At 55.3% G+C, this 16,250-nt stretch carries 15 protein-coding genes; 8 read left to right on the top strand and 7 right to left on the bottom strand.

The window, feature by feature from the left end:
* Positions 1–9: 9 nt before the first annotated feature.
* From J7395_RS16875 to J7395_RS16905, 7 genes are all read left to right on the top strand, one after another.
* Positions 10–1,104, top strand: coding sequence for an ABC transporter ATP-binding protein (locus J7395_RS16875; protein ID WP_209222600.1), 1,095 nt, complete (start codon positions 10–12; stop codon positions 1,102–1,104).
* 13 nt (positions 1,105–1,117) lie between these two features.
* Positions 1,118–1,990 (top strand): sugar ABC transporter permease, encoded by an 873-nt coding sequence (locus J7395_RS16880; RefSeq protein WP_062950865.1) that lies wholly within the window; start codon positions 1,118–1,120, stop codon positions 1,988–1,990.
* Between the two features lies 1 nt (position 1,991).
* Positions 1,992–2,795: a carbohydrate ABC transporter permease gene (locus J7395_RS16885; RefSeq protein WP_007091527.1), complete on the top strand. Its 804-nt coding sequence runs from the start codon at positions 1,992–1,994 to the stop codon at positions 2,793–2,795.
* A gap of 25 nt (positions 2,796–2,820) precedes the next feature.
* Positions 2,821–3,093, top strand: a complete 273-nt coding sequence (locus J7395_RS16890; RefSeq protein WP_062950857.1) for a DUF2160 domain-containing protein — start codon at positions 2,821–2,823, stop codon at positions 3,091–3,093.
* Positions 3,094–3,229: 136 nt separating this feature from the next.
* Positions 3,230–4,981 carry an ABC transporter substrate-binding protein gene (locus tag J7395_RS16895; RefSeq protein WP_097053690.1) on the top strand — a complete coding sequence of 584 codons (1,752 nt, stop codon included), beginning with the start codon at positions 3,230–3,232 and terminating at the stop codon, positions 4,979–4,981.
* Positions 4,982–5,241: 260 nt separating this feature from the next.
* Positions 5,242–7,503, top strand: coding sequence for a methyl-accepting chemotaxis protein (locus tag J7395_RS16900; protein ID WP_209222602.1), 2,262 nt, complete (start codon positions 5,242–5,244; stop codon positions 7,501–7,503).
* A gap of 114 nt (positions 7,504–7,617) precedes the next feature.
* The gene (locus J7395_RS16905; RefSeq protein WP_209222604.1) at positions 7,618–8,466 is read left to right on the top strand and encodes a sel1 repeat family protein; all 849 of its coding nucleotides are present in this window, start codon (positions 7,618–7,620) and stop codon (positions 8,464–8,466) included.
* On the opposite strand, the gene mobA is transcribed toward J7395_RS16905, so the two are convergent.
* Positions 8,467–9,117 (bottom strand): molybdenum cofactor guanylyltransferase MobA, encoded by a 651-nt coding sequence (gene mobA, locus J7395_RS16910; protein ID WP_209222606.1) that lies wholly within the window; start codon positions 9,115–9,117, stop codon positions 8,467–8,469.
* Positions 9,118–9,307: 190 nt separating this feature from the next.
* Here mobA and sugE point away from each other — a divergent pair, with 190 nt between their 5' ends.
* Complete coding sequence (gene sugE / locus J7395_RS16915; protein WP_209222609.1) at positions 9,308–9,628, top strand: quaternary ammonium compound efflux SMR transporter SugE; 321 nt, start codon at positions 9,308–9,310, stop codon at positions 9,626–9,628.
* Positions 9,629–9,686: 58 nt separating this feature from the next.
* Here the strand turns inward: sugE and hydA are convergent, their stop codons facing one another.
* The 6 genes from hydA to J7395_RS16945 all read right to left on the bottom strand — a co-directional run bounded on the left by hydA (position 9,687) and on the right by J7395_RS16945 (position 16,249).
* Complete coding sequence (gene hydA, locus J7395_RS16920) at positions 9,687–11,138, bottom strand: dihydropyrimidinase (RefSeq protein ID WP_209222611.1); 1,452 nt, start codon at positions 11,136–11,138, stop codon at positions 9,687–9,689.
* 137 nt (positions 11,139–11,275) lie between these two features.
* Entirely contained in the window at positions 11,276–12,262 is a 987-nt protein-coding gene (locus J7395_RS16925) for an ABC transporter substrate-binding protein (protein WP_062950845.1), read from the bottom strand.
* A gap of 59 nt (positions 12,263–12,321) precedes the next feature.
* Complete coding sequence (locus J7395_RS16930) at positions 12,322–13,479, bottom strand: ABC transporter permease (protein ID WP_209222613.1); 1,158 nt, start codon at positions 13,477–13,479, stop codon at positions 12,322–12,324.
* A complete protein-coding gene (locus J7395_RS16935; RefSeq protein WP_062950841.1) occupies positions 13,476–14,405 on the bottom strand; it encodes an ABC transporter permease in 930 nt (309 codons plus the stop codon). Before J7395_RS16935 ends, J7395_RS16930 begins: the two co-directional genes overlap by 4 nt.
* Entirely contained in the window at positions 14,395–15,186 is a 792-nt protein-coding gene (locus J7395_RS16940; RefSeq protein WP_062950904.1) for an ABC transporter ATP-binding protein, read from the bottom strand. The genes J7395_RS16935 and J7395_RS16940 overlap by 11 nt, the downstream gene beginning before the upstream one ends.
* Before the next feature lie 196 nt (positions 15,187–15,382).
* Entirely contained in the window at positions 15,383–16,249 is an 867-nt protein-coding gene (locus J7395_RS16945) for a nitrilase-related carbon-nitrogen hydrolase (RefSeq protein ID WP_209222616.1), read from the bottom strand.
* Position 16,250: the final 1 nt, after the last annotated feature.

Genomic DNA, 16,250 nt, shown 5'->3' on the forward strand with positions numbered 1-16,250 from the left:
AGAATTAAAATGGCACGTATCGATCTTAAAAGCCTTGCGCATTCATATTTCCCCGAACCCAAAAGGGACGAGGATTACGCCCTTCGCCGCATGGAACATGTCTGGGAAGATGGCGGGGCCTATGCCCTTCTTGGCCCGTCGGGCTGCGGCAAGACGACTTTGCTTAACATCATTTCCGGCCTTCTGACCCCGTCCGAGGGACAGGTCCTGTTTGATGGCAAGGACGTCACCAAACTGGCCCCCGAAGAACGCAATATCGCGCAGGTTTTCCAATTCCCGGTCATTTACGACACCATGACCGTTTACGAAAACCTTGCCTTTCCGCTGCGTAACCGCGGTGTTGATCCCAAACGGGTTGATGAACGGGTGCGCGAAATTGCCGGAATGCTCGACCTGACCGGCAAGCTGAAGCAAAAGGCGCGTGGTCTGGGTGCGGATGAAAAGCAGACGATCTCGCTTGGCCGCGGGTTGGTTCGCGACGATGTTTCGGCCATCCTGTTTGACGAACCGCTGACCGTGATCGACCCGCATCTGAAATGGGTCCTGCGCCGCAAGCTCAAGGAAATTCACAACAAACTGCGCCCGACCATGGTCTATGTGACCCATGACCAAGTCGAAGCCCTGACATTTGCCGATAAGGTCGTCGTCATGTATGGCGGCAAGGTCGTGCAGCTTGGGACCCCGCAGGAACTGTTTGAAAATCCGGCCCATACCTTTGTCGGCTACTTCATCGGAAGCCCGGGCATGAATATCATGCCGTGTAATATCGATGCCGGTGCGGCCTGGATTGATGGCAAACGCATCGCCCTTTCGGATCGTCACATGGAAGCCGTTTCCAAGGCATCCGGGCAGTTTGAACTTGGCATCCGTCCCGAATTCCTGCGCATCGAAACCGACAGCGGTTCCGAAGGCGATAACGGGATCGAAGTCAATATTGTCAAGATCGAAGACCTCGGCCAATACAAGATCGCAACCACCCGGTTCGGCTCGTCCGAAATGAAGGTCAAGGTCAGCGAAGATCAGCAGATCACCGGCCAAAACGGCATCCTCCGGTTCGCACCGGAATGGACCAAGCTTTACGCCGACAGCCAGCTGGTCGCATGAGGGGGATGGGGAAATGAACAAGATTACCAACAATAAGGCATGGTTCCTCGTCCTGCCGGTCTTCTTTATCGTCGCAATCAGCGCAATCATTCCGCTGATGACGGTTGTGAACTATTCGGTTCAGGATATTTTCGATCCGCAAACCCGTTTCTTTGTCGGGGCGGACTGGTTCCGTCAGGTCCTTGAAGACAGCCGCCTGCACGATGCCCTGATCCGTCAGATCATCTATACCGGCAGTGTGCTGTTCATCGAAATTCCGCTGGGTATCGGCATAGCGTTAACACTGCCACGCAAAGGCTGGGGCGTTTCGGCCTGCATGGTTCTTCTGGCTTTGCCGTTGCTTATTCCATGGAACGTGGTCGGCACCATCTGGCAGATTTTTGGTCGTGCCGATATCGGTCTTGGCGGTTATGCACTCAACATGATTGGCATGGACTATAATTACAGCCAGAACCCGATGGATGCCTGGGTGACCGTTCTTGTCATGGATGTGTGGCACTGGACCAGCCTGATTGTCCTGCTGTGCTATGCCGGTCTTCGTTCGATCCCTGATGCCTATTATCAGGCTGCCAAGATCGACGGTGCATCAAACTGGGCCGTTTTCCGGTTTATCCAGCTTCCGAAAATGCAGTCGGTTCTCGTGATCGGTGTTCTGCTGCGCTTTATGGACAGCTTCATGATCTATACCGAGCCTTTCGTGCTTACGGGCGGCGGGCCAGGTACGGCTACCACATTCCTCAGCCAGTTTTTGGTCACGATTGCTGTGGGTCAGTTCGACCTTGGTCCGGCTGCGGCATTCTCGCTGATCTACTTCCTGATCATTCTGCTGGTTTGCTGGGTTTTCTATACCGTCGTGATGAACGCCGGAAAGCGGGAGGAACAATAAAATGCGGTTCCAGAAACGTCATATCGCACTTCTTCTTTATATCGTGTTCCTGTTGCTGCCGATCTATTGGTTGTTCAACATGTCGATCAAGACCAATTCGGAAATCCTGGGCGCAATGACCCTGTTCCCGGATAATCCGACACTGGCGAACTATGCGACCATCCTGACCGATCCGGCATGGTATTCAGGCTATATCAACTCGATGATCTATGTCGGGATCAACGTTGTGATCTCGCTTCTGGTTGCCCTGCCCGCGGCATATGCTTTTTCCCGCTATAACTTCACGGGTGACAAGCATCTGTTCTTCTGGCTTCTGACCAACCGCATGGCACCGCCTGCCGTGTTCCTGCTGCCGTTTTTCCAGCTTTATTCAAGTGTCGGCCTGTTCGACACCCATATCGCTGTGGCGCTTGCACATTGCCTGTTCAACGTGCCGCTGGCGGTCTGGATCCTCGAAGGTTTCATGTCGGGTATTCCAAAGGAAATCGACGAAACCGCCTATATCGACGGTTATTCCTTCCCGCGCTTCTTCACCACGATATTCATTCCGCTGATCCGTTCGGGCATCGGTGTGACGGCCTTCTTCTGCTTTATGTTCAGTTGGGTTGAACTGTTACTGGCACGCACCCTGACGTCGGTCGATGCCAAACCGATCGTGGCCACCATGACCCGTACCGTATCGGCGTCGGGGCTTGATTGGGGTGTTCTGGCGGCTGCGGGTGTTCTGACAATCGTGCCTGGCGCGTTGGTGATCTGGTTCGTTCGCAACTACATCGCCAAGGGCTTCGCGATGGGTCGTGTGTAATCGGAAAACAGGAAGGAATAAAACAATGACTTGGATGGCCTGGACCCCGATTACCGCCGTGTTCTTCTCCTGCATCATCCTGATGCTGATCGGAATGGGAATATGGCAGGCAGTCTCGCCGACTGTTCCACGCCGGGGCTTTTTACCCCTGACGACAACCCGCGGGGATCGCCTTTTCATCGGTTTGCTTGGTGCGGCCTATATCCATCTTGGCTTTATGGCATTTAGCGATGCCGCCATCTGGATCGCATCAATCGTTGCCCTTTTCTGGCTCATCATCGTGATGCGTTGGGGCTGAATAATCCGGAGCGGTGCCGTGTCCTGCAACGGTGCCGTTCCTGTCGTCATTCACCACGACGGGTACTGTCTTCCCCCATCGCTGGTGAACCGGATTTTTCCGGAAGTGCAATGGAAGACAACCAGGGAGGAACGACATGATCGTCAAAGCCAAAGGCTCCTCTGCCATTATTAAAGGCAGTGCAGTTGCGGTCGCACTCGGTCTTGCAGTCTTTGCCAATCCGGCAGCAGCAGACCAGTACACCGACGCGGCAAAAAAATGGATCGATAGCGAATTCCAGCCGTCGAGCCTTGATAAAGATGCCCAGATGGCCGAACTCGAATGGTTCATCAAGGCAGCCGAGCCGTTCCGCGGCATGGAAATCAACGTGGTGTCCGAAACCATCACCACGCACGAATATGAAAGCAAGGTTCTGGCCAAGGCCTTCTCGGAAATCACCGGGATCAAGCTGACCCATGACCTGATCGGTGAAGGCGACGTGATCGAAAAACTGCAGACCCAAATGCAGTCCGGTCGTAATATTTATGACGCCTACATCAATGACTCCGACCTGATCGGCACGCATTCGCGTTACGATGCGGTCGTTCCGCTGACCGACTTCATGGCTGGCGAAGGCAAGGACGTTACCTCGCCGACACTCGACCTTGAAGACTTCATCGGCCTGTCCTTCACCACCGGTCCGGATGGCAAACTTTATCAGCTTCCCGACCAGCAGTTCGCGAACCTTTACTGGTTCCGCTATGACTGGTTCCAGCGTGAAGACCTGCAGAAGCAGTTCAAGGACAAATACGGCTATGACCTGGGTGTTCCGGTCAACTGGTCGGCATACGAAGACATCGCCGAATTCTTCACCAATGACGTGAAAGAAATCGACGGTAAAAAAGTCTATGGTCACATGGACTACGGCAAAAAAGACCCGTCCTTGGGTTGGCGCTTCACTGACGCGTGGCTTTCGATGGCTGGCGCTGGTGACAAGGGCATCCCGAACGGTCTTCCGGTTGATGAATGGGGTATTCGCGTTGAAGGCTGCGCACCTGCAGGTTCCAGCGTGACCCGTGGTGGTGCGGCAAACGGCCCGGCGGCTGTTTACGCTCTGACCAAATACATCGACTGGCTCAAAGCCTATGCCCCGCCAGAAGCGGCCGGCATGACCTTTGGCGAAGCCGGCCCGGTTCCGGCACAGGGCCAGATCGCCCAGCAGATCTTCTGGTACACCGCCTTCACCGCCGACATGGCGAAAAAAGGCACCCCGGTTGTGAACGAAGATGGCACGCCGAAATGGCGTATGGCACCTTCGCCGCACGGCCCGTACTGGGAAGAAGGCATGAAGCTCGGCTATCAGGACGTGGGTTCCTGGACTCTCATGAAGTCCACCCCGCCGGAACGCCGTCAGGCAGCATGGCTGTACGCACAGTTCGTGACCTCGAAAACAACCTCGCTGAAAAAGACCCTGACCGGTCTGACCCCGATCCGTCAGTCTGACCTGGATACCCAGGCCATGAGTGACATCGCGCCGAACTGGGGCGGTCTGGTTGAATTCTATCGTTCCCCGGCTCGCGTCCAGTGGTCGCCGACCGGTACCAACGTTCCGGATTACCCGAAACTGGCTCAGCTCTGGTGGCAGAATGTTGCCGAAGCTGTAACCGGCGAACGGACCCCGCAGGAAGCCATGGATAACCTTGCAACGGCAATGGACCGCGTTCTGGAACGTCTTGAACGTGCAGGCATCGGTGGCGAATGCGCACCGAAACTGAACGAGGAACAGGATGCACAGTACTGGTTCGACCAGCCCGGTGCTCCGAAGCCGAAACTTGATAACGAAAAACCGCAGGGTGAGACCGTCAAATACGACGATCTGATTGCGGAATGGAGTGCGGCCCAGAAATAATCCTGGCCACACAACTGGGGGTGCCGGGGATGATCTATCATCCCCGGCCGTCCCGCCGATTTTTCCGACAACTTATTTGTTCATACCGATTTCAAAGCACGATCCAGCTTTATGGATCGATAAAAACCCGGGACATCTGGCAAACCGGATGCAAGACCCCGTAAGGGGAATGTCTGGCTCATGGCGGGCAAGACAGGGAGGAAACAGTGAATACCGCGATTAAAAAACGTCGCGCTGGCCTTGGCATTCAAGGTCGGCTCATGGCTTCTTTTGCCCTGATTCTGGTACTGGCCGGTATTTCATCGGTGGTTTCCTGGATCTCGTTTGGCAATAGTCGTGCGCTTGTCGCCGACATCACCACCGACAGCCTGCCTTCAATCATCCGGCAGATGGAACTTGCCATGGATGGTGTTGGACTGGCGGCTCAGGCACCGGTTCTGGCCACATCCCGCAATGCCGATGAACTGGCTGAAACTGAGGCACGCCTTGATGCCCTGATCAGTGATGCCCGCACCCGCCTTGGCGAAATTGCCGTAACCAATCCGGAACCCCTGATGCTGCCCGTCGCCGCGGCGGATGCCGAAGCTGACGCAAATGCAGGTAACACCGAAATACCGGATCAGAATCCTGATCAAGCGCAGGAGCAGATCGGGGAGCCTACACAAACCGTTGCCGTCGATGCGATTGAAACCCTGACCGCACAGCTTGACGATATTGTTACCCGCCGTAATACGCTTCATGAATTGACCATGCAGCGGCTTGAACTTGAAAGGCAGCGTGGTGATCTGACTCTTGATATGGTCTTTGCCTATAGCGACCTTTCGGAATTCATCAATCCGCTGGTCGAGGTTGTCGATATCGATGTATCGCGCGGCATATCGCGTATTGCCGGGGGCAACAGCGATGCAGCGGGCGAACTTGAAGAAACCATCAAATTTTCCCAGCTAATTTCGGAAATCCGCGCCAATGTGAACCTTGCATTCGGCATGCTGACCGCGGCCATCGCCGTGCCAGAAGGCGATGCCATGGACGAGGTCCGCAATCAGTGGAGCTGGGCGGAGCTTCGCATTTCGGACGCACTGGAAAAACTGCCTGATAACAATGATGGCACCCAGATCAAAAAACTGGCCGAGGCATTGCTGGTTTATGGTGCTGGCAAAGACAGCGTTTTTGATCTGCGTGAAACCGAATGGGATAATCAGTACAAAACCGAGCAAACCCTTGATGCGACCCTGACCAGCGCCGAAGCGCTGAGCGCATCCATCGAACAACTGGTCGATGCCAAACGTCTTGAGGTCGATAACAGTGCAGCGAATGCCCTGTCGCAGGTGGTTCGCGATCAGCAGGTGATTGCCCTGATCGGTATTGCGGTTCTGGTGATCTCGCTTCTGATCCTGATTTTCTATGTCCGGGGTAACCTGATCAAACGTCTGCTCCGCGTAATTGACGGCATGCGCCGTGTGGCGAATGGCGACCTTTCGACCGAGGTTCGCGATACCGGTCGCGATGAAATCGGTCGCATGGCCGAAATTCTCGGCCAGTTCCGCGAAACAAGCCTTGCCGCCCAGCGGGCCGAGGAAAATGTCGCCCGCGAACGCGAAATCGCCGAAACCGAACGTCGCCGCGCCATGCTGGAACTGGCCGACGCGTTCGAGGCATCGGTGATGCAGGTAGCAAAGGATGTGTCACGCGAAGCCGAAAACATCCAGACAACATCCAATCAGGTGCGTGAACAGGCCGAAATCGCATCTAGCAATGCCACTGGCGTTGCCGGTGCGTCCGAGGAAATATCGATCAATATGGCGTCCGTTTCGGATGCAGCGCAATCGCTGTCCGAACGCGTGCGCGATACCGGCCTTCATGCCCAGCAGTCGGTGAATGCTGCGACCAACGCAGTCGATGCTGCCCGTCAAACCAGCGACACCATGCACGAACTTGAAACCGGCGCGCAGGAAATCGGTGAAATCCTTAACCTTATTCAGGATATCGCCGCCCAGACCAACCTTTTGGCCCTGAATGCAACAATCGAGGCCGCCCGTGCAGGCGACGCGGGCAAAGGCTTTGCAGTCGTCGCACAAGAGGTCAAAAACCTTGCCAATCAGACCGGCACGGCAACCGACCGGATTGCCCAGCGCATCACCGGTATCCAGACAACAACCGGTGTCGCGGTACAGGCCATCGCCACCATCCGCGACAGCATCACCGGCATTCACGAAACGGTCGGCGAAATGTCGGCGGCCGTCGACGAACAGCAGGAATTTGTCGCCGAAATCGCCAGCAACGTCGAACAATCCGCCACCGCCGCCAGCGAAATGAATGCAACGATTGCACAGGTCAGCACCGCCGCAGGCGACAATCTGCAGGCCGTCGATGGCCTGCGTCAGGCAACAGATCGCCTGCGTCATCAATCGGACGACCTCGGGAAACGCGTGCGCGACTTCCTTGACTCCATCCGGTCCGAGCAAACGGCAGCAACACGACAGCAAGGCAATGAAACCATCAATGAAGCCTCCCTCCCGTGAGCGCACCTATCCGGGGCCCGATAAGGATGCCCTTCCCCCGAACGTCACGGTCGGGTCCCGGAATTTTTTCGTCCGGTTTCATTAACCAACAAAAAACGATACACAGGAAACAGCATGAAAAATTCGATCGCGCATATCCTGAAATTCTCGGCCGTCACGGCAGGCGTCACACTGTGCCTGATGGCGACGGCAACTGCCGCTTCCCCGCTTGATGAAGGGGTGAATTCCTATCGTCACGGCAATTTCGAATCCTCGGCCAAAACCTTTGCGCCGCTTGCCGAACAAGGCAATGCCACCGCGCAATATCTGCTGTCCTGCCAGATAATCAACGGCATCGGTGTACCAACCGATCAGACTGCTGGCTGGGCCATGATGGAATCCGCCGCCAATAACGCCCAACCCGACGCCAGCATGGTTCTTGCCCGCCGGTTGGAAGCAACGAATGGTGATAAGGAAAACATCAAGTCGCTTTACATGACCGCCGCCGAACAAAAACAGACACAGGCCATGCTGTGGCTTGCCCTTGATGCGATTGACCAAGGTGACAAGGCGCATGCAAAAGAACTCCTGACGGATGCCTGGAACGAAGGCGACCCGCGGGCGGCAACCCTGCTTGCCACCCGCTTTGCCGAAAACGACGAAGACCGCATCAGCTATCTTTCCGCCGCGGCTGAAAAAGGCGAACTTCGTGCTGCCGCCTATCTTGCCGAAATTTCGCGCGAAAAGGATGACCGCGTCGGGGCTGTCGGCTGGTGTGCAATCGCATCCGGCCTGCCCGGCCATGCGGCCAATGTCGATTGGAAAGAAATCGGCATGGCGGTCGAGCGGACCTGCGCGAAATATGACGAGGACCTTAAACCTGCTGCACGCGCGCAAAACCGGGCCAATGTCGACCAGTTCCTGTCTGACTTCTTTGCCGATTACAAAGCATGGAAGCCTTGGCGCCCCTGTGCCGTTCGCTGATTATCGATCAGACAGATTGATCAGGCCTGCCAGAACGGCATCCATTGCATTCAGGTCGGTTGGTGTATTGATATTGATAAAGGGCGTACTTTGCCCCGGTTCAACCGGGAAATCGACGACAACAGCATTGGCAACGTGCAAGGCCCCGCCAACACGGCGGTCATCTGCCGCCAATTGACGCATAATGATCTCGCCCGTATCACGATGCCAAACGGCCGACAGATAATGATGCCGCCCGGCATGACTGGCAAAGGCTGCTTTTTTTCCCGCATCTGTCGCAGCCTTGATCAATTGCAGGGCCATATCATCGGGCACAATCGGGCAGTCGACCGGGAACGAGACCAGCCAGTCGATATCATCGGGCAATGCCGACAATCCCCCCAGAATACCGCCCAACGGCCCGTGCCCCGTTTCGGGTTTGTCCAGAATGACCGGCAAATTGAATGCTGCAAACAACGATGCGTCTTGGTTACTTGAAATCATCAGATGGTTGCATTGCCGGGCGGCTGCGCTGATCGCATGCGCAATCAATGGCTTACCTGCCAGTTCACGAAACGGTTTGTTCCCGCCCATACGTCGCCCCTCGCCCCCGGCCAAGATCAATCCGGCGACTTTCGGGTGATTGGATATGCTGTTTGCTTTGGCTGACATCGGCGGGATTACGTCCGTTTATTCTGATCAGGATGGCATGGCAGCATTGCCGACGGGGCATTTGCCGTGGGGGTATTTTGCCCCTATATCGGGGGCAAAGACAATGACAGCTTGGCTGTCACGCGATCGGACGACCGAATACGCCTGATGATGACGACCGGGGACGGCCCCTTTGAACCAGGAGGCCGTTATGGCTTGGATTGCATTGCTTTTGGCTGGAATTCTCGAAGTTTGTTGGGCTGCTGGCCTTAAATACTCCGATGGCTTTACCAGACCCGTTCCGACAATTTTCACCCTGATTACCATGGCCGGAAGCTTCTGGCTTCTGACCGTTGCCATGCGCAGCATTCCACTTGGCACCGCTTACGCGATATGGACCGGGATCGGTGCGGTTGGCGCGGTGATATTTGGCATAATCGTCCTTGGCGAAGCCCTTAGCTTTGCAAGGATCATGTCCATCGGCCTGATCCTTGCAGGAATTATCGGGCTAAAGCTTTTCCAACCTGCCTGAATAAAACGGGCGGCCCTCAAGCCGCCCGTTTTCCAAATCCCCTTGGGTACGGACTAAATCACACGCCTGCTGGGATTCCGCTGCGTTCCACCTTGCGCGGAGACGTGAGTTCCTTCCATTTCGACAGCGCCTTGTTGACCGCAGGATACGGTTCACGCGGGATGAACTCCCCATCACCGCATTTGCCAACGACAACGCCCTCCTCGGCGGCAATCCGGCCACGGCTGATGGTGTAGCGCGGTAGACCGGTGACTTCATGTCCTTCGAACACGTTGTAATCGATGGCAGACTGCTGATGTTTGGCAGTGATGGTTTTCGATGCCTTCGGATCCCAGACGACAAGGTCCGCATCAGCACCCACAAGGATTGCGCCCTTGCGCGGATAGACATTCAGGATTTTGGCAATATTGGTTGAAGTCACTGCCACGAATTCATTCATCGTCAGACGTCCGGTATTCACGCCATAGGTCCACAGCAACGGCATGCGGTCTTCAAGACCACCAGTCCCGTTTGGGATTTTGGTGAAATCACCAACGCCCATGCGTTTCTGCTTTGTTGTGAAGGCACAATGGTCGGTTGCGACGACCTGCAGGCTACCGGATGCCAGACCGTTCCACAGACCATCCTGATGCAGTTTGCTGCGGAAAGGCGGGGACATGACGCGGCGGGCCGCGTGATCCCAGTCCGCGTTCGCATATTCACTTTCATCCAGAATCAGATGCTGGATCAGCGGTTCGCCAAACACGCGTTTACCATTGGCTCGCGCGCGGCGAATGGCTTCGTGTGCCGGTTCACAGGACACATGCACGATATAAAGCGGCACATTCGCCATATCGGCAATCATGATCGCACGGTTGCACGCCTCGCCCTCGACATCGACAGGCCGGGAATAGGCGTGTGCCTCGGGCCCGTTATTGCCCGCATCAAGCAAACGTTGCTGAAGGGTCGCAACCACATCGCCGTTTTCGGCATGCACCAATGGCATCGCGCCAAGTTCCGAACAGCGCGAGAAAGATGCGAACATTTCGTCATCATCAACCATCAACGCGCCCTTATAGGCCATGAAATGCTTGAAAGTGTTGATACCCTTTTCCTCGACAACGATTTTCATCTCGTCAAAGACCTGCTCGCCCCACCAGGTGATTGCCATGTGGAACGAATAATCGCAAACCGCCTTGGTCGATTTGTTATCCCACGCCTGAAGCGCTTCAAGCAGCGACTGATTGGGTGCAGGCAGGCAGAAATCGACAACCATCGTCGTACCACCGACAACCGCTGCCTTGGTACCGCTTTCAAAATCGTCTTCGGAATAAGTGCCCATAAAGGGCATTTCAAGATGAGTGTGCGGGTCAATCCCGCCGGGCATGACATAGCAGCCGTCGGCATCAACAACCTTGTCCCCGGTCAGGTTCTGACCGATCGCGGCGATCTTGCCATCTTCAATCAGGATATCGGATTTGTATGTCAGATCGGCGGTAACGATTGTTCCGCCACGAATAACCATGGACATGGGTGGCTCCTTGTCTGTCAGTCTGTCGTAGGGTCCGGAAAGTTGCGGGAAAGGCCCCGGCATCCCTGCCCGTTTTCAGTTTCGTCAGATGGTTTGCCCCCCGGCAGGATTTTTGCACCTGCCGGGGGATCGGATCGTTACATTGACGCCTTGTCGGTAACGGCGTGGGTCCATGCGCCTTCCGGCTCTTTGGTGATAACAGGATCGGAACCGCCCGACAGAAGGCTATCCACGGTGCGCTGATAGGCCGCCTCGTCAAGTTTGCCATCGTCATCAAGCAGCTTGGCGATTTCCTGCATCATGCGGATCTGGTGTTTTTCGGTCTGGGCACCGGTTGCATCGTTATCCAGAACGATCATCGCCGCGTCTTCCGGGTTTTCCTTCGCCCACTGCCAGCCCTTCATGCTTGCAGCAACAAAGCGCCCCATCTTGTCGACGAAAGCCTCGTCCTTCAGATTGTCTTCAAGAACATAAAGGCCGTCTTCAAGGGTCGCGACACCCTGATCTTCGTATTTGAAGACCTTAAGCTGATCTTCAGTGATACCGGCATCGATAACCTGCCAGTATTCGTTATAGGTCATGGTCGAAATGCAATCGGCCTGCTTTTGCAGCAGCGGATCAACGTTGAAGCCCTGCTTAAGAACCGTAACGCCTTTTTCGCCGCCATCGGTCGGAATGCCAAGCTTCGACATCCAGCTTAAGAAAGGATATTCGTTGCCAAAGAACCAGACGCCAAGCGTACGACCCGGGAAATCATCCGGGCTTTCAACACCGGTCTCCTTAAGGCAGGTGAGCATCATGCCTGACTTGGCAAAGGGCTGCGCAATGTTAACCAATGCAACACCCTTTTCACGCGACGCCAGTGCGGATGGCATCCAGTCGACGATCACGTCCGCACCACCACCGGCAATAACCTGCGGCGGGGCAATATCCGGCCCGCCCGGATTGATCGTGACGTCAAGATCGGCTTCTTCGTAAAAGCCCTTGTCAAGCGCCACATAGTAACCGGCGAACTGTGCCTGGGTTACCCATTTAAGCTGCAGGGTGACTTCGTCCGCCGCCATCGCCGAGAGCGATGTCAAACCGACACTTAACCCTAACGCAGTCGCAAATACTTTCTTCATTCGTCGATGTCTCCTCAGGTTATTGTCAAGTCCTCCCGACGGGCCGTCTTTTGATGCCTTTAATGGCGACGTACCCGAAATGACGGATGCCATGACGTCGCCTTTCTTTCGACGTAGGCCACAGCTCCGTAAAAGGCGGTCCCCGCCAGGGCCGCCAATGCAATTTCCGCCCAGACCATATCGACATTCATCCGCCCGACTTCGGTCGAGATACGGAAACCCATGCCAACGATCGGGGTGCCGAAAAATTCGGCAACGATGGCACCAATCAGCGCCAGCGTGGAATTGATTTTAAGTGCGTTAAAGACAAACGGCATCGCTGCTGGCAACCGCAACCGGAACAGGGTTGACCAGTAACCCGACGCATACGTTGCCATCAGGTCCTTCTCAAGCGCACCTGCCGCGTTCAATCCAGTCACGGTATTCACCAGCATCGGGAAGAAGGTCATGATCACAATCACCGCCGCCTTCGATTGCCAGTCAAACCCGAACCACATCACCATGATCGGCGCCACACCGATGATCGGTAACGCTGACACCATATTGCCCAGCGGTAAAAGCCCCCGTTTCAGGAACGGCACCCGGTCGACTGCAATCGCAACGATAAAGGCACTGCCGCAGCCAATCACATAGCCGCTGATCACGGCCTTGATGAAGGTCTGATGGAAATCGGCAGCCAGAATGTCGGTCGAACTGATGAAACGAAGCCCAATGGCACTTGGCGCAGGAAGTAAAACCTGCGGCACGCCAAAACCAGCCACGATCACTTCCCAAAGGAACAGCAACCAGACGCCAAACGCGATCGGCACCAGAATATTGGCTGATTGCTGTTTCGCCATTTCAAGGCTGCGATAACGCGCAACCACATCAATCCCCCGCCAGATAAACGCCCAAAGCGACAGGATGAACAGCCAGAACCCGGTTCCTGCATGTCCGGCAACCCCTTGACCATAAAGCGCCCCAATCGCCTGCCAGCAGCCAAATACCGCCACCGCCAGAATGATTGCCGCATACTGAATGCGACCAACACCAAGCCAGGTAAAGGCAGCACCAGTGATCACACACAGCGCCATTGCAACGGCAATTCCGGGAATGTCGCTGACAAAGGCGATCTGTTTGCCGCTGTCGGAATCAATTCCGGTTAACGGAAAGATCAAAGCCAAAAGGGCAGCAATCGCAGCAACCAGACAGAATTTATCAAGTTTGATATTGGTCATCCGCGTACTCCCATTCTGGCAAGTACACGGCGTTCACACCATCCAACCATCACCACCATGATCGCGGCAACAAAGGCCGCGGTCAGCAATGCCGACCAGATCTGGATGGTTTGCCCGTAATACGACCCGGCCAGAAGACGCGCGCCCAACCCGGCCTGCGCCCCCGTCGGCAATTCACCGACAATTGCCCCCACCAGACTGATCGCAATCGCAACCTTCAGACTGGCAAACAGATAAGGCATCGCCGATGGCAGGCGAAGCGACCAGAAAGTCTGCCATTTCGATGCGTTATAGGTCCGCATCAGATCAAGCTGGATCACCTGCGGCGAACGCAGGCCCTTGACCATGCTGATCGTCACCGGGAAGAAACACAGATAGGTCGAAATGATTGCCTTTGGCACCAGTCCCTTAAGTCCAATCGCGCCGAGCACAACGACGATCATCGGGGCAATGGCAAGAATCGGAATGGTCTGGGATGAAATCACCCACGGCATCAGGCTTTTTTCAAGTGTCACCACATGAACGATCCCGACCGCCAGCAAAATGCCAAGTGCTGTACCGATCACAAACCCCAGCAGGGTCGATGAAAGCGTCACCCATGTGTGGTAAACCAGCGACCGTTTGGACGTGATCGAAGTCGCAAAAATGGTTTTATACATTTCCTGCGCGACCTGATGGGGGGCAGGAAGGATCGGCCGTTCCTGTGCCATCGTATCTTCGATCAAGCGCGTCGTTGTCCAGGTTTCGCCGGCGCGGTTATAGCGATCAATCTGGGTCGGCGCGTTCATGAACACCGCCCCGACATACCAGATGACAAACAGCGCAATCAGAACCACCGTCACCGGGCCAGCCTGCCCGGACATCAAACGCGACCAAAGCGACGCACCACCCATCGCACCATTCATCGTTGCGGCATTACTCGTCATAGCTATGCCCTGCCCGCAGCCCTTCACGCACACGATGGGCTACTTCCAAGAATTCTGGTGTTTCGCGGATATCAAGACCGCGATCCTTCGGAAAATCGGTTTTGATCACATCAATGATCCGGCCCGGCCTTGGCGACATCACAACGATCTTGGTCGACAGGTAAACTGCCTCGGGGATCGAATGGGTGACAAAGGCAACCGTCTTGTTGGTCCGGGCCCATAGTTTCAGAAGCTGTTCATTCAAATGATCGCGGACAATTTCATCTAACGCCCCAAACGGCTCATCCATCAGAAGCAGATCGGCATCAAAGCTTAGCGCGCGCGCAATCGATGCACGTTGCTGCATCCCGCCCGAGAGCTGCCACGGGAATTTCTTTTCAAACCCGTTCAGTTCGACAAGTTTTAGTGCCTCGTGCCCCCGTTTGATCCGTTCTTCGCGGGGGATTTCCATAATTTCCAGCGGCAGGGTCACATTGCGTTCAATCGAACGCCATGGCAGCAATGCCGGGGCCTGAAACACATAGCCATAGGCACGGTTTTCACGCGCTTCCTGCGGCGAAACACCGTTGATCGAAATATCACCACCCGTGGCTTTCTCCAGATCGGCAATCACTCGTAAGAGCGTGGTTTTGCCACAGCCCGACGGGCCGATAAAGGAAACGAAATCACCACGTTCAATCGTCAGATCAACGTCGGACAGGGCATAGACCGGCCCGTCAGCGGTTTGAAAGGTCAACGACAGTTTTTGAATATCAACAACTGCGTCGGCGGATGCGGGCATTTGCGCCACATTATTGACGACTGCTTTTAACGTCATGGGGTATCCCCTGATCGAATGTCTCTCTAAAGCCTCCCTCAGGGTCGTTGCCCTGAACCTTGCCGACTTGTCTTTTGCCCGGTCATTTGGCGCCGGAATATAAAATGTCGGTCAAAGCAAAACGGCGAGCGGGGCACATGCTCCGTTCGCCGTTAAAATCTCAGTTGCCGTCGGTCAGGCGGGTATAAGTCGAAGGCCGACGGTCCCGGAAAAACTGCCATGTGTTCCGGACTTCACGCACCATGGACATATCCATGTCATGCACGATCAGTTCGTCCTGATCGCGCGATGCTTCCTTCTCGATCACGCCGCGCGGATTGACGAAATAGCTTTGGCCGTAAAACTCACCGATATCCCAAGGCATTTCGCGGCCAACACGATTGATTGCCCCGATATAACATCCGTTGGCAACCGCCGATGCAGGTTGTTCCAGCTTCCACAGATGTTCCGAAAGCCCAGCCACCGTTGCTGACGGATTGACGATATATTCAGCGCCATTAAGCGCCAGTGCACGCCAGCCTTCGGGGAAATGCCGGTCATAGCAGATATAAACGCCAAGCTTGCAATACTGGGTATCAAACACCGGCCACTCCGAAACACCCGGTTTAAAGAAAAACTTTTCCCAGAAACCGGCAACCTGCGGGATATGGGTTTTGCGATATTTGCCGAGATAGGTCCCGTCGGCATCAATCACGGCGGCGGCGTTGTAATACACACCGGTAATTTCCTGCTCGTAGATCGGAACGACGATGACCATCTTGTGTTTCTTGGCCAGTTCACACATCAGTTGCGTGGTCGGGCCGTTCGGGATTTCTTCGGCCGCGTCATACCATTTCCTGTCCTGGCTGGGGCAGAAATAGGGCTGCGTAAACACTTCCTGAAAACACAAAACCTGCACGCCCTGCCGCCCTGCCTCTTCGATATAGGGCAGATGCGCGTCGATCATGGCCTGACGAATTTCGTCCGGCGACTGTTCGGTTGAACCCTTAAGGCTCATCTGAATCAGTCCGCCTCTCAGCATAGACATC

This window comes from Thalassospira sp. A3_1, from assembly GCF_017744215.1.
Lineage (GTDB): Bacteria > Pseudomonadota > Alphaproteobacteria > Rhodospirillales > Thalassospiraceae > Thalassospira > Thalassospira lucentensis_A.